This is a genomic window from Mesorhizobium sp. ESP7-2 (assembly GCF_020164715.1).
GTDB lineage: Bacteria > Pseudomonadota > Alphaproteobacteria > Rhizobiales > Rhizobiaceae > Mesorhizobium.
The window spans coordinates 148,027-161,704 of sequence record NZ_JAIUGQ010000006.1; the positions used below are offsets into that span (position 1 = coordinate 148,027).

Annotated in this window: 14 protein-coding genes; 3 read left to right on the forward strand and 11 right to left on the reverse strand. The window is 60.2% G+C overall.

Annotation, left to right across the window (positions count from 1 at the left end):
- Positions 1–2: 2 nt before the first annotated feature.
- From LB543_RS08715 to LB543_RS08725, 3 genes are all read right to left on the reverse strand, one after another.
- On the reverse strand, positions 3–284 hold the full coding sequence (locus tag LB543_RS08715) for a hypothetical protein (RefSeq protein ID WP_224613776.1): 282 nt from the start codon (positions 282–284) through the stop codon (positions 3–5).
- A gap of 135 nt (positions 285–419) precedes the next feature.
- Positions 420–686 (reverse strand): hypothetical protein, encoded by a 267-nt coding sequence (locus LB543_RS08720; RefSeq protein ID WP_224613777.1) that lies wholly within the window; start codon positions 684–686, stop codon positions 420–422.
- 470 nt (positions 687–1,156) lie between these two features.
- Positions 1,157–2,059: a hypothetical protein gene (locus LB543_RS08725; RefSeq protein WP_140810122.1), complete on the reverse strand. Its 903-nt coding sequence runs from the start codon at positions 2,057–2,059 to the stop codon at positions 1,157–1,159.
- A 747-nt stretch (positions 2,060–2,806) separates the two neighbouring features.
- Between LB543_RS08725 and LB543_RS08730 the strand changes: the two genes are divergently transcribed.
- Positions 2,807–3,328 carry a ferritin-like domain-containing protein gene (locus LB543_RS08730; protein WP_140764742.1) on the forward strand — a complete coding sequence of 174 codons (522 nt, stop codon included), beginning with the start codon at positions 2,807–2,809 and terminating at the stop codon, positions 3,326–3,328.
- Between the two features lie 368 nt (positions 3,329–3,696).
- Here LB543_RS08730 and LB543_RS08735 read toward each other — a convergent pair whose 3' ends face one another.
- A complete protein-coding gene (locus tag LB543_RS08735) occupies positions 3,697–3,879 on the reverse strand; it encodes a hypothetical protein (protein WP_140810121.1) in 183 nt (60 codons plus the stop codon).
- A 602-nt stretch (positions 3,880–4,481) separates the two neighbouring features.
- Between LB543_RS08735 and LB543_RS08740 the strand changes: the two genes are divergently transcribed.
- Entirely contained in the window at positions 4,482–4,685 is a 204-nt protein-coding gene (locus LB543_RS08740; protein WP_140810120.1) for a CsbD family protein, read from the forward strand.
- Positions 4,686–5,545: 860 nt separating this feature from the next.
- On the opposite strand, the gene LB543_RS08745 is transcribed toward LB543_RS08740, so the two are convergent.
- The 3 genes from LB543_RS08745 to LB543_RS08755 form a co-directional block, all read right to left on the reverse strand.
- A complete protein-coding gene (locus LB543_RS08745) occupies positions 5,546–5,773 on the reverse strand; it encodes a hypothetical protein (protein ID WP_181178809.1) in 228 nt (75 codons plus the stop codon).
- Between the two features lie 156 nt (positions 5,774–5,929).
- On the reverse strand, positions 5,930–6,379 hold the full coding sequence (locus LB543_RS08750; protein ID WP_224613778.1) for a diguanylate cyclase: 450 nt from the start codon (positions 6,377–6,379) through the stop codon (positions 5,930–5,932).
- 129 nt (positions 6,380–6,508) lie between these two features.
- Positions 6,509–6,727 (reverse strand): hypothetical protein, encoded by a 219-nt coding sequence (locus LB543_RS08755; RefSeq protein ID WP_140810119.1) that lies wholly within the window; start codon positions 6,725–6,727, stop codon positions 6,509–6,511.
- A 212-nt stretch (positions 6,728–6,939) separates the two neighbouring features.
- Between LB543_RS08755 and LB543_RS08760 the strand changes: the two genes are divergently transcribed.
- Positions 6,940–9,240: an FdhF/YdeP family oxidoreductase gene (locus LB543_RS08760; protein ID WP_140764733.1), complete on the forward strand. Its 2,301-nt coding sequence runs from the start codon at positions 6,940–6,942 to the stop codon at positions 9,238–9,240.
- 108 nt (positions 9,241–9,348) lie between these two features.
- Here LB543_RS08760 and LB543_RS08765 read toward each other — a convergent pair whose 3' ends face one another.
- The 4 genes from LB543_RS08765 to LB543_RS08780 all read right to left on the reverse strand — a co-directional run bounded on the left by LB543_RS08765 (position 9,349) and on the right by LB543_RS08780 (position 13,648).
- Positions 9,349–9,573 carry a hypothetical protein gene (locus LB543_RS08765; protein WP_140810116.1) on the reverse strand — a complete coding sequence of 75 codons (225 nt, stop codon included), beginning with the start codon at positions 9,571–9,573 and terminating at the stop codon, positions 9,349–9,351.
- Complete coding sequence (locus tag LB543_RS08770) at positions 9,570–9,836, reverse strand: hypothetical protein (RefSeq protein WP_140764730.1); 267 nt, start codon at positions 9,834–9,836, stop codon at positions 9,570–9,572. The genes LB543_RS08765 and LB543_RS08770 overlap by 4 nt, the downstream gene beginning before the upstream one ends.
- A gap of 327 nt (positions 9,837–10,163) precedes the next feature.
- The gene (locus tag LB543_RS08775; protein WP_140764726.1) at positions 10,164–10,541 is read right to left on the reverse strand and encodes a response regulator; all 378 of its coding nucleotides are present in this window, start codon (positions 10,539–10,541) and stop codon (positions 10,164–10,166) included.
- Positions 10,538–13,648, reverse strand: a complete 3,111-nt coding sequence (locus tag LB543_RS08780; protein ID WP_224613779.1) for a CheR family methyltransferase — start codon at positions 13,646–13,648, stop codon at positions 10,538–10,540. Before LB543_RS08780 ends, LB543_RS08775 begins: the two co-directional genes overlap by 4 nt.
- Positions 13,649–13,678 lie beyond the last annotated feature (30 nt).

Below are 13,678 nucleotides of genomic sequence, written 5' to 3' on the forward strand. Positions count from 1 at the left end.
CATCAAGCTCCCGGGATGCGTCCGATGACATGATCGCGCAGCCAGTCCTGCCAGGCGAAGATCGACGTCTGACGCACATCCACATTGAACTCGATATCGATACCGATATCCTGCACCTTGTGCCAGGCGATCCGATGCGGCTCGCCATGGCGCTTGCCGCCCAGCTTTGCCGCGAGTTGCGCCATCCACCGCCCGGGTCCTGCGCCGAGGCGGCGCGCCAAAGTGATGGAGCCAAGTTCGATCGCAACGATCCTTGGCGGCTTGCCCTGCCGCAACTCCGCCACCAGCCCATCGATCTTGCCTTGACCTGTTCGCGGTCAACCACCTGCTTGTCCAGGAGATCACGCAGCAATTTCATCATGTGCCTCCGAATATCTGCAGCGGAATCGTCACCACAGCCAGCACAAAGCCGAGCGCGATCATGAAGATGACCGCGGCATTGGAGAAAATACCGTTGCGATGCGCGCCGACATAGCGTCGTTCAGCAGAAACAGCAGTGGAACCACGGTCATCGGCAAGCTGGCCGCCGTCAGCGCCATGGAAAAGATGGTGAGCCTCAGCGGATCGAGACCAAGCATGATGGGGATAGCGGCAAGAAACAACGATACCGTGTACACCGCGCTGAACCCTGGGTTGTCGCGCGGCTTGCGATCCTCGCCCCACGTCCAGCCGAAACCTTGAGCCACGAGGTAAGCCTCTGCAGCTCGACTTCGAGAGCAGCGCCGAGGCAGGTAATGGCGAGAGAGGCTATGAGCAGGACGAAACCCCACAAGCCGAATACTGGGATCAGCATCAACGGCAACTGGTGATAGTCCTCCACCTGGTCGAAGCCGTGCGTCGCCAGCATGAGGGCGGCCACGATCAGCACGCCTACCGAAATGGTCCCCCCGAACGCCATCCCAGTCCCGCTATGGCCCGATTGGCACGGAGATAGCTCTTGTCCCACTGGTCCTCGATGGCCCCGGAGGAATAGAACAGGTATGGCGATATCGAGGCGCCGAGGCTGGCCAACTTACATCACCACAGCACGTTCGCTCAGGCGGAGACTCTCGACCAGCCGACCTTGATTTCGACTACCACGTTCCACCAAAGACGAGCGCCCGCCGGCAAGCCGACGGGCGAATTTGATCAGGCAACCCAGCAAGGTAGCTGGCGGTCAGTGGCGGGCCGCGTCTTCATCGCGCTGATTGCCGCCAAGTGCCGCGGCAACGCCGGCGATGAAAGCACCCACGATCATCGAAAGGGCGCCGACCAGCGCAAAAGTGGCGCTTGCCTTTCGGGCAGTGTCCGCGGCGGCCTTCGCCTTGTTCTTGGCGTCTTCTATTCCTGCGAGAACCGTGCCTACGCGCTTTGCGGCATCGGCCTCCGAAAGCCCGGTGCGGGATGCGACCAGTTTCGCAAGATAAGTCTTGTCGTCGGCCGATACCCCTCCCCTGGAAGCGCTCGCGACAAGGATGTGGGTCGCCTGGGCGGTCGCGCCGGCATCGTTCTGGCCAGCAGGAGCGGCGGTTCCGCTATTGGCTGGCCGGAACAGCGCATCGACGAAGTAGCCCAAGCTGTCATTGTCACCCGCGCCGCCCGCGGCATTCGTGACGGCCGAAGTAGCGCCCGCAGCCATGCCCGAGACGACGTTGGACGTGGCCTGCACATCCGCCCCGACTGTTGCCGATAAAGCCGAGCCGAAGACCCCCGCAACCAGCAGCGTTGCTAAGGCCCAGGCAAGGAAGCCGTGCGCGGTATCGCGAAAGTAGACTTCATCATCGTGAACGCCGACCCATTTTGTGCGCAGGCGGCCGGTAAGATAACCGCCTAACCCGGCCGACAGCCATTGTACCACGACCAGCCATACGGCGGCCGAAACCGCGAAAGTGGTGACCGACGCGCTTGCGCCGGTCCAGGGTGAAATCATCGTCAGTCCCAGTCCCGAGCCGATCAGCATCAGGATTATCGTCAGCGTCGACGCAGCAAAAGCGCCCGCAATGATCGGGGCCCAGCTCACGGCTGATGACGACGACTCCCTTGAGCCGGAAACTTCAATGTCAGCAATTACAGGGTTCATCTGACGCTCCTAGCGTGCGAACAGCATGAGCAGAATGATTATCGGGATTGGAACTCCCAGCAGCCAAAGCAATATACCGCGTCCCATGGCAACCTCCTGTATTGTCGAGACGAATACCAATTCCCGGAACCGGCTTTCGTTCCAAAGGTCTAGTCACCCAGATCAAGGACAGAATAGACAAGGTTCGTTCAGCTGATCTGGCGCCTCCCATTGCATTCGTTTCCCGTCCCCCGGCCAGGAGCGCGGCCGATCGGATGAGGCGGCAACTCAGCCTTTCCGCCATCAGACCTGCGAGACCAGCAGCGTCATCAGGCTGCCGACGATCATACACCGTCCGAGACAGCCGGTTTCGGTGAATTGCGCTATTTTCCCGTTACAGCTAGCGCATTTGGTCGGCGGGTCGACGACGCATGACGGCATATGCCGTCTGGCAATTGCGTTTGCCGCATCTCGGAAGGTCGCCGCCCAGGATCTGCTGGTCCCTGCCGGGCCAAGTGCCGCGCTCACCATGATAGACCAAATCTTTCCGCGCGGCGGCGAGCGCCCCCGAAGTGATCACCGTCCCAGCCCGACCCCGTGCCTCGTCGAGTAGAAGATCACAAAATATTTCGCCGGGAACGTCGCTTGACTCTGTCGGTTCTGGTTGCTCGAGGAAGTCGAAACGCCTTCCTCGAATTTCGCTAACTTTGAACACTGGGCGAACGCCGTTCTGTTTGGAACAGCAAGCCAACCGAAGGAGAGACATTGATGGTGAAGAACAGTTCGTTCGGCGCTGCGAACGGCCTGGAAAGCCTGTTCGTGGATGGCCTGAAAGACATCTACTATGCGGAAAAGAAAATTCTAAAGACGCTGCCGAAGATGGCCAAGGCGGCGCAATCGGAAGAGGTGAGCGCAGCCTTCGAAAAGCATCGCACCGAGACGGAAGGTCAGGTCGACCGGCTCGAGCAAGTTTTTGAAATGCTAGGCAAGCAGGCCCGGGGCAAGACGTGTCCCGCAATCGACGGGATCATCGAAGAGGGTTCGGAAATCCTCGAGGAATACAAGAACGAGCCGGCACTCGACGCGGGCCTCGTGGCGGCTGCCCAGTCGGTCGAGCACTATGAAATGGCGCGCTACGGCACGCTGATTGCGTGGGCGGAGCAACTGGGCCTGAAGGATGCGCTGCCCTTGCTGCGCCAGACTCTCAAGGAAGAATCCGCCACCGACGAAACCCTTACTAAGCTGGGCGAAAGCGGCGCGAACGAGCGGGCCTTGCAGGCGGCCGCCTGAGGCGCCTCGCATACTCTCGGTTCGCGTGCCAAAAACTGGCGATGCGGCCTCGGTCTCCCGACCGAGGCCGCGGTTTTCACCTAAGGACGTATGCTGCCTTGTGCACATTAATCAGCATTCGCAATTGATTGGACCGTTCTGGGTCTTGGCCCGGCGGCCCTGTGCCGAGTGCAGTTGCCACGACCGGGCGACAACTGCGCTGCCGGGGTGAAAGAGCAAGGCGCGGGATTGATTCTGGACGTAGCAACTCTCCTCATCTGTTTTGAGAACCGTCAGATCGGTGACCTAGCGCCATCAGATCGTAACACGACAGTTTGCGCATTAGTGTCAGGACGAAAGGTCCGATGTCAGCCAACAGCCACGGCGGCTCACGGCCAGCATCTCGGACAAGATGCGCCGCGCCCTGCAAGCCGCAATGGAAGCTTGGATGCGGCAGGCTTGTCACGGCCGGGGCGCTTCCGCTCGGCGGCAAAGCCGATCATCTCGCGCAGCAGATCGGCATCCGGGGTCTTCTCCACGAGCGTGCGCAGGTTCATCATGTCGTCGGTCATCGGTGGTCCTTCCGAAATGGGGTTGGCGTCAACAACCAAACCCTACCGGAAAACGCCGATGACCACCGACACGCCGCTCACTCGCTACAGCGCTACTAACGGCGCGCTCGCGAGCGGCTTCGTAACCGCCAGCTACACCACTTGATGGGACACGACCAACAAAATCGCTCCTACAAGCGAAACATTTACCCGACATCGAAGGTGTCAGCATTTGCTTGGGACGAGCCGCCTCAGATCAGAACACTTGCGGATCGGCAGGCTTCGAGTCTCAGATTCTCAGAATAGGATCGTCTGGCGCCCTGCGGACTGAAGCCGGCAAACTCGAGACACCGCGGTACCAACAGAGACGATGGATTTTTGAGGTACAAGCTTCAATCCTAGGCTCCGCCCGCGGCGGGAAGAGCCAGGGGGCCCGGTGCTGGCTCTGGAACCCGGTCCCGCAAGCCGCCTTTTGCGAGGGTGCGGGGACTGCCCGCCGTCTCATTCCCAAATCGCAAGCTCAGAAATGTTCCAAAAATAAAACCAGCGGCAGTTCACTCTGCACCGGAACATCTGCGCCCTGCAGCCGTTTGCCCTCGTGTTCAACAAGGAGACTTCCGAGCATGGATTGGAACCGCGTGGAAGGGAACTGGAAGCAGGTTAAGGGCAAGGTCAAGGAGCAGTGGGGCAAGCTTACCGACGACGATCTCGACCGCATCGGCGGCAAGCGCGACCAGCTAGAAGGCAAGATCCAGGAGCGCTACGGTACCGAGAAGGACCGAGTTCGTCGCGATATCGACGAATGGTATGCCCGCCAGGGCTGGTAGCGTGCGGGGGCGAGGGAGCCGCAGCCTTCAGTCCGGGCTCAGTCGCGACCAGCTTTGTCCTTCATTGCGGTATCTCCCATTCACGTCGCCGGTGCCTCAAGCTTCGCTGCCTGGTATACCATGCACCACCACACGATCTCATCCTTCCAACTTGGCGTTAAAGTGTGCCAGATCGGGAGAAGAAGCCCGGTCCTGGCCTATCGCATGGCGACTTTGCGCCTCCATTCAGTCGTACCGTGCAGCTGAGATGGAAGTCGTACTCGTTCGCTAGTTCGGCGATTAGGACCGTGGCGACAGCTGCACTGAGGAAAATAGCGCGCTCCAAGCGAATTGCCGCGGCGCACGGGCAATGCTTGTTGGGGTGTCTACAATTACTGGGCGCCGGACGGCCATTCGGGCAGCGGAGCCAGGCCGCGGTTGAACTGCTTCCATCACATGGACTCATCTATCACGCAGCAGGCACGAAGCATGGCGTGGGCCCGCCGAAGCGAGACCAGATAGCACTATCCTAGCAGAAGCATTGTGCGAACCGAACCGCGGCCCGGCAGCAATTGGCCGCTGTTCATTGCAGCCGTCGTTTGGTGGCGGCCATGGCACGAGCATCCCGTCGAAACGCCCAGACCAACGGCCACCGGTAATCTAATCCAGCCTTAGATGACGGCCACCGAAGGCCAAAGCCGGCACTTGATGCGCCACAAGAACAGTCTCCCCACGACCGAAGCAAATCATAAGTTGATCTGGAGTGCGCCGCATGCCGGTCAATCGAACGCCGCGCGGGCGCGGATGGCGAGAAATGGAACGTGGCAAAGGGAGCAATGTCAGCCGACCCGAGCCTCATTCGATAGACCATGCCGGTTCGTTCAACCCTGCTCGCTCGCGCCTGCGGGATTCTCGATCCTGTATTCGTGGATTAGGCCGAGGACCTGACATCTTACCGCCTCGCGCGCTTCCGGCTGAATGAAGGGCATCAGCCGGTCGACGGTTTCGACGATCGCCCGCGGCAGATCCGCAACGGCATCGGTAAGCTCGCTGCCATGCTCATACATGTTGTCGGTCAGCTTCTTGTCCAGATCGGAAAGGATGCCCATCAGCACACTCCATGTCCGTGCTCTCACCCTCTGATAATGGCCAGCAAAGCGGAGATGTTCCGCGCAGGACGCGCCCAGACGGTTGCAGACGTCGTTTCCGATAGGCGCGTCACCGCAATGTCGTCTGGCCCGGGTCGCGTCCGGCTTTCGGCGGGATCAGCCTGCCGGCATTGGCACGGAACCCCTGACGAATTCTTCCAGATAAGGCAGCAATTCGAAAAGCAGGATCACGACCATCACGCAGACGATATAAGTCACCGGCAGCGGCTGCGATCTCCAGGCAAGATCAAAACGTGCGGTTTGCCGTCCTGTCCCGAACAGTGCAAGCAACGTCCCCAATGGAGGGAGACGACGCTGACCAGCCCCATTTACGGTGCGCGCCGTTGTGGCGTAGCGCACATCCCAGATCGCCGTCGCCTCGTGAATGAAGAAGGTGACGATCATGACGGCTACGACGAGGGCGTTCACATCGAGGAACATGGCGGCAAGCAATGGCACGCCGACCTCGGCGAACATCACGAGATGGATCAGCGATTCCTTGGCGCCCGCGGTCGACTCGATATGCGACGCGCGATGGCAGAGCCAGTCGGCAAAACCGGCGACCAACCAGACGGGGAGAAGAAAATACATCAGGATCAGAACGGAGGGATCTGACACACAACGTCCTCTCGTCTGAGTTCATATGAAAGATAGCGTCCCTGCTGAGCCAAGCTGCTGTTGCTAGAAAGCCGTCAATCACTGCTGCCCCGGCATTTCTGTATTTTCCTTGGGATTTTTCTGGATGCCCGCGGCCGGTGAGGTATCCGCCGGAGCGTTACCCCCCTGGTTCTGCTCAGGCGCTCGTTTCAGGGGCGAGGTGCGCCAGCCCATATCAACGTAATGAAAGCCGATCAGGAATCCGACGATAATGACGGCGGCTATCACCAGCGAAATTACCGCGTTGCGTCGCTCCATCGCGCTGCTCCCTTCCCTTGCCGAACAGCTAATGACCAAAATAGTTCCACAGCAGGTGCGAACCGATGCCGAGACACCGATGGTCGCCCGTACTGGCCTGGCAAGCGAGGATTGAGGGCGGCCAAATTGCACCAGCGACGTTCGTTTCGCACAATCGGGAACAATCAAGCAGGGGCGAGGTTTGGTAATGGCTTTCGCAAGGACGACCCGCGATGAAACCCGCCGTTACCGATCGTGTCGAAATCAAGAAATACGACCACCCGACGGGCGGGTGGGGATCCCTGTCCTCCCTGATCCGCAAGGCATATGGCGAAGGCCTGCTGATGTCTGGGATATGGAGCACGCTGCTCAAGCAGAACAAGGCGGACGGCTACATGTGCGTTTCCTGCTCATGGGCCAAGCCAGCGGAGCCGCGACCCTTCGAGTTTTGCGAAAATGGCGCCAAGGCCACCATGTGGGATCAGACGAAGCTGCGCTGCGGCCCCGACTTCTTCGCACGACATTCGGTCACCGAACTGCTCGATTGGCCGGATCGCGACCTGGAAAAGCAAGGCAGGCTCACCGATCCGCTGCGCTACAACGCTGTCAACGACCGCTATGAGCCGATCTCCTGGGATGAAGCCTTTGCCGAGATCGGCATGGAACTTCGGCGGCTCGATCCGAAGTCGGTCGTCTTCTACACATCGGGCCGGGCCTCGCTCGAAGCGTCGTTCATGTATCAGCTCTTCGCCCGCATCTACGGTTCGTCGAATCTGCCCGACTCTTCCAACATGTGTCACGAATCAACCTCGGTCGGGCTTCCCGAGTCGATCGGCTCGCCGGTTGGGACCGTGCAGCTCGAAGACTTTTCCAAATGCGACATGATGTTCTTCTTCGGCCACAACACCGGCGTGACGGCGCCGCGGCTGTTGCACCCGCTGCAGGAGGCTCGCCAGCGTGACGTGCCGGTGTTCACATTCAACCCCTTGCCGGAGCGAGGGCTTAGGCGTTTCAAGAATCCGCAGGACCCCGTCGAAATGTTGTCGCCAAGCCCCGGCACCAAGATGTCCAGCGACTTCTTCCAGGTCCGCAGCGGCGGCGACATTGCAGCGATGACCGGGATTGCCAAGGCGGTGCTGGCACTCGACGACGCGGCTCGGGAGAATGGAAATTTGCGCGTCCTCGATGTCGAGTTCGTCGCTGAACACACGCACGGTTTTGCTGATTTCGAAGCCTATTTACGCGCTGCCAAGTGGGACGACATCGTCACACGGTCGGGCATCGCGCGAGCGGATCTGGAGCATGTGGCAGAAGTCTACGGCCGCTCCAATGCGGTGATCGGTAATTATGGGATGGGTCTGACGCAGCACAGGCACGGCACCGAGAACGTCCAGATGCTGTGCAACCTGCTGCTGATGCGCGGCAACATGGGAAAACCCGGCGCCGGCATTTCGCCGCTACGTGGTCACTCCAACGTCCAGGGCCAGCGCACCGTCGGCATATCTGAAAAGCCTGAGCTCGTTCCGCTCGACAAATTCGCCGAATTCTATGCTTTCGAGCCTCCGCGTGAAAAGGGCCTCGATACGGTCGAGACCTGCGAAGGTGTCATTGCTGGCTCGGTGAAGGGCTTTGTCGGCCTAGGCGGCAATTTCGTGCGCGCCGTGCCCGAAACCGGCCTGGTCGAGAAGGCTTGGCGGCGATTGGGCCTGCATGTCGAAATCGCGACCAAACTCAACCGCAGTCATCTCATCCCTGGGGCGGTAACTTATCTGTTGCCCTGCCTGTCGCGGCTGGAGAGAGACCGGCAGGCAAGCGGCGATCAAACCGTTTCCATGGAGGATTCCACCGCCTGTATCCATGGCTCGTTTGGATCACGCCCGCCAGCTTCGCCAAATCTGCTTTCAGAGCCGAAGATCGTCGCCGAGCTGGCCAAGGCCACCGTGCCGGGCTCGAGTTCAATCCCTTGGGACGAGTGGGTTGCCGACTACTCGCGCATTCGCGACGAGATCGAGCGCTGCTTCCCACAACATTTTCGCCAGTTCAACAAACGGTTCCTGGCGCCTGGAGGCTTTCATCGCGACATCAAGGCATCGAAACGAGTTTGGGAGACGCCGAACAAGAAGGCCAATTTCAAGCTGCCGACGACGCTCGAGACGAACCCCGACATCGATATATCGGGGCGCAAGGTCCTGACGCTGATGACGGTGCGTTCCAATGACCAGTTCAACACAACCGTCTACGGTTATGATGACAGGCTGCGCGGCATCCATGGCACACGCATGGTCTTGCTGATGAACGAGGCCGACATCCAGCGGTTCGGGTTGAGCGCGGGGCAGCAGGTCGATCTCGAAACCCATGCAGATGACGGCGTGGAGCGGCGCGTGCGTGGCTTGCGCGTGACACCTTATTCCGTGCCTCAAGGCAACTGCGCCGGCTATTATCCAGAGCTCAATCCCCTGGTGCCGCTCTGGCATCGCGCCAAGAAGGCTCACGTGCCGGCCGCGAAGTCGGTCCCGGTAAGAATTATCGGCTGATATATGACCGAGACCAGAGGGGCATCCCCTTTCCACCTCGCCCACCATTTTGGCTGGCGGCAAAATCCTGAACAGGCAGCGGCGTCAACCCTGACCGCCGGTTGACCCCTAACCGCCAGATCGCTTCGGCAATGCCGGCTGCTTGGGTTGCGTGCCCTGCTGGTCCCCGCCAGTACTGGACTGTGGCGTCGGATCGGTATCCGTCGTCGGGTTCTTGTCGACCGGCTGGCTGTTCATCGTATCTGTCTTGGATTTGACAGGGTCGGCATTGTCGTTGCAGCCCGCCAAGGCAAGGAACGCCGCGACCACACATATTGACAACGCCGCTCTCATGCCGGCTTTTCCTCGGTGAACTCGGCTGAAGCAGCCTCCAAGTGGCCTACGCGGTCGAACCGCACCGAAAGCCCCTGTTTGACCGCACTCCGGGCCAGCAGATGATCCAGTTCGGCATCTTCTATGGGGCTCCGAACCACCCGACGAATGGCCTTGCATGCCAGCTCGGTCGACACGAAATCATACCTTCTGCTTCTGGCGAGAACATATTGTTCAACCAGCATCTTCACGCGCCTGAGCGCGATTTCATCGGCATAATGCATTTGGTGGTTCCTCCTGCGCGCCGAACTGCCGAACGGGTAGGTTGTTCCACCTGGTTCAAAACATGACCGCTCCTGACGGAAAGCCCGCGCTTCCCGGCCGGGGAGTGCGCGGGCTGATCAGGTTGAGGGGAACCCGATCGTGCCGCGTCAATCGGGGGGAGCAATGACGCCACACGATACCGAACACCAATCGACGCCAGTTGTTCCACTTTGACGTCTTCGAGTTGTTCACGCCTGAACGGGAGATCCGCTTTTGGCCACGGTTCCAGAATGGCGAGATCGGTCCGTCCTTCGTAATCCGTTGGATTGATCACGACAGGCTTTAAATCACGACTGTTTCCTGGCTGCGCGAAGCGACGCGAGCTCCGCCACGGCGGTGAGGATGTCCGTTTCGCTTGCGGGCTTTGCCACGAATTTGCAGCTTCGAAACGGGGCTGGAACATCGCGCTCCCCAAATCCCGTTACGAAGGCAAACGGAGTGCCGCGGGCCAGCAAGACTTCCGCGACCGGCAGGCTCGTTTCAGCGTTGAGTTGAATATCCAGCAACGCCACATCGACCTTGTCCGCCTCGACAAGTTGAAGCGCGGCGGCAACGGACGAAACAGGGCCGACCACCGGATAGCCCGCTGCACGCAGCTCAGACGCGACGTCCTCCGCGATCAGCCACTCGTCCTCGACCACCAGAACGCGCGATCTATCGCTCATGTCGCGTCCTTATGGTTTGCCGAAAAGGCGATCTGGATCTCGAGACCGTTCTTGCGGAAGGAGGTCTCGACATGGCCGCCGAGCCTGTAGCCGATTTCCCCCTTCAACAGGTTCAGGCCAAAGCCATCGTTCAACGGCTCATTGACTGGAGGGCCGTCCTTTTCGCGCCAGCCGAGCGTGAAACTGTCGCCATCCATCTCCCATTTGACGCCGATCCTGCCTTGGGGCTTGGACAAGGCGCCATGCTTGGCCGCATTGGTGGCCAGTTCGTGGATCGCCATACTGAGGGAAAGGCCCTGTTGCGGGCCGAGTTTTACGTCGTCGCCATCGAGGTCGATCCGTTCGATGCCGAACGGTTCGAGTTCCTGATGGAGCAATTCCTTGACCGAAGCCTCCTTCCACCTCTCGCGGGTCAGCAGTCCGTAGGCGCGGGACATGGCGTGCAGCCGACCGATCAGCGCGTCCACGAACTCTTCCTTCGTATCGGAACTGTCCCGCGTGCGGTTGGCAATGCTGGCGATCACCGCCAGCATATTCTTGACGCGATGGTTGAGCTCCGAGATGAGTACCTGCTGATGCTCTTCCGCCCGCGCCAGGGTGGTAACGTCGACCAGTGTCACCACGACGCCCTGTATCCTGTTGCCCTTGTCCCGATAGGGGTTGATACGGACCATGTGAAACAGACCCCTGGCATCGCGCGCAAGATGATGATCCAGGGTCTCGCCTGTCTCGAACACGTTGTCGATGTGCTGCTTCAACTCGGGATAATCGAGTTGGCTCGACAAATCAGTCAACGGCCGGCCGACGTCGGAGGGGCGCAGGCTGAAGAAGGACGAAGCCGCCGGCGTGAAGGTCCGCACCACAAGACTGCGGTCGAGGAAAATGGTCGCGATGTCGGTGCTTTCGAACAGGTTCCGCAGATCGCTGTTGGCGTGATCGAGTTGTTCTATCTTGCTGGTCAACTCCGCATTGATCGTGTTGAGCTCTTCGTTGAGCGACTGCATCTCTTCCTTGGACGCTTCAAGTTCCTCATTGGTGGATTGCGACTCTTCATTGACGGAGACAAGTTCCTCGTTCGAGGATTTCACCTCTTCAAGGGCGGTCTCGTATTCCTCTATGGTGGATTGGAGACGCTCTCTTACATCGCGCAGTTCCCGCTCGAGATCGGCGGTGCTGTCGCTGTCACGACTTCCGCCGGCCTCATCGGATCGGGCCTGCGTCGGTCCCGACGGCTCGAAGAGGACAAGGTAAAGCGGCTCACCATTGCCCCGCTCGGCGAGCGGCTCGATCGTCAGCCTGATCGGTTGCACGCGTTCCTCGTCTTCCTCGACGGCGAGGTTTTCCCGCACGACCGTGCGGCGTGTCGTGGTCGCTTCCCTCAATGCGGCACGCAGGTCCAGCCGGAGCCCGCGGCGCGCCATCGTCAGCAACTGCCGGCTGGGGATACCTTGCGGCGCTTCGAGATACCTGCCGGTCCTCGCCGAATAGTAGACGACGTCGCCTTCGGCGTTGACGAGGACATGCGGCGGCGCGAACCGCTCCAGCACCTGCGCCTCGACAGCCTGACGCAGCGGATAGCCGACCGTTGCCTTCTTCAAGCCAGCGGTTTCGGCGGGAAAAACGCCGGAAGGAACATCGCCGATCAGGGTCGGCAGCCTGATGTGCGGCGAGACATGCTCCCGTGCCTGGAAGAGGCGATGTTTTTTGTCGACGGTGGCAAACAGATTTTCGTGCTGCCCAACGCTCTCGGACGTGCCGAGGAAAAGATAACCCCCGGGCTTCAGCGAATAGTGAAAGACAGGAAGAACGCGGCTTTGAATGGCTGGGCCGAAATAGATCAGCAGGTTACGGCACGAAACCAGATCCATGCGCGAGAAGGGCGGATCGCGGATGACGCTATGTGGCGAGAAGATGCACAGTTCCCGGATTTCGTTGCTGAGGACGTAGCTTTCGCCATCGCCGTTGAAGAACCGCTGTTTGCGTTCCGGGGAAAGTCCCTGCATCAACGCTTCGGGATAGCGTGCCGCGCGCGCAACCGCCAGCGCCGGCTCGTCTATGTCGGTGGCGAAAATCTGGACGCGAGGCACGGCCGAAAGCGTTTCCATGTGTTCCCGCAGCAAGATCCCGATGGAAAACACCTCTTCGCCCGTGGCGCAGCCGGGAACCCAGACCCTGACAGTATCGCTCGCCGTCTTGCCGTCGAACAGCCGCGGTATGATCTTTTGTTCGAGCAATTCGAAGGCGTCGGAATCGCGGAAGAAGTTGGTGACATTGATCAGCAGATCGCGAAACAGGTTCATCACCTCGCGAGGGTCCTTCTTCAGCCAATCGATATAGGCGCCGATGGACTGAATCTGGGCGATCTGCATGCGCCGCTTGATCCGGCGCAGGAATGTCTTGGTTTTATAACCTGAAAAGTCGTGGCCGGAGTGGCTGCGCAAGATCCCGTATATCTGTTCGCGGACCTGATCTAGGTCTGCCGCATGGACGTCCTCGTCACTCGCCAGCCCGTCCAGCGTGTCGAAGCCGCGGGCGTAAGCCACGAGCTTCGCCCCAATCTCCTCGGCGGGCACGGCGACGTCGATGAGCCCGCTGGCAATGGCGCTCTGCGGCATGTCGGGATTGCGCGGACCGTAGCCGTCAGCCGCTTGCGCGACGGTGAGCCCGCCTCGCTCCTTGATGGCCTTGACGCCCAAGGTTCCATCGGAATCACCGCCCGACAGAATGACGCCGACCGCGTATTCGCCCTGGTCGTCGGCCAGTGCGCTGAAGAAAATATCGACGGGTTTACGCTCCTGGGTAAGCCCATTGGGCCGCCTCGGGTGCAAGACGCCATCCTCGATGACGAGAGTGACGTTTTCCGGCATCACATAGACGTGGTCCGGTTCAACAGCCACGCCGTCCTCGACCACCACCACGGGCATCTCGGTGTAGCGGTCGATAACCTCATGCAGCAGGCTGTTGCGCTTGGGGCTTAGATGCGTGATGACCACGAACGCCATGCCGGGCTGACTGGTGATGCCCTTGAACAGCCCTTCCATCGCGGGAATGCCACCCGCTGACGCGCCGACGCCGACGATGGGGAACTTGATGGATCGGGCTGTCACGGCATGTCCCTCTTTCACCGACCCGACATG

Coding starts and splice junctions, on each gene's coding strand:
- LB543_RS08745 (WP_181178809.1), bottom strand. CDS start 5,773: ATGGGCATCCTTTCCGATCTGGACAAGAAGCTGACCGACAACATGTAT.
- LB543_RS08775 (WP_140764726.1), bottom strand. CDS start 10,541: ATGAGCGATAGATCGCGCGTTCTGGTGGTCGAGGACGAGTGGCTGATC.
- LB543_RS08730 (WP_140764742.1), top strand. CDS start 2,807: ATGGTGAAGAACAGTTCGTTCGGCGCTGCGAACGGCCTGGAAAGCCTG.
- LB543_RS08760 (WP_140764733.1), top strand. CDS start 6,940: ATGAAACCCGCCGTTACCGATCGTGTCGAAATCAAGAAATACGACCAC.
- LB543_RS08725 (WP_140810122.1), bottom strand. CDS start 2,059: ATGAACCCTGTAATTGCTGACATTGAAGTTTCCGGCTCAAGGGAGTCG.
- LB543_RS08735 (WP_140810121.1), bottom strand. CDS start 3,879: ATGACCGACGACATGATGAACCTGCGCACGCTCGTGGAGAAGACCCCG.
- LB543_RS08740 (WP_140810120.1), top strand. CDS start 4,482: ATGGATTGGAACCGCGTGGAAGGGAACTGGAAGCAGGTTAAGGGCAAG.
- LB543_RS08765 (WP_140810116.1), bottom strand. CDS start 9,573: ATGAGAGCGGCGTTGTCAATATGTGTGGTCGCGGCGTTCCTTGCCTTG.
- LB543_RS08755 (WP_140810119.1), bottom strand. CDS start 6,727: ATGGAGCGACGCAACGCGGTAATTTCGCTGGTGATAGCCGCCGTCATT.
- LB543_RS08770 (WP_140764730.1), bottom strand. CDS start 9,836: ATGCATTATGCCGATGAAATCGCGCTCAGGCGCGTGAAGATGCTGGTT.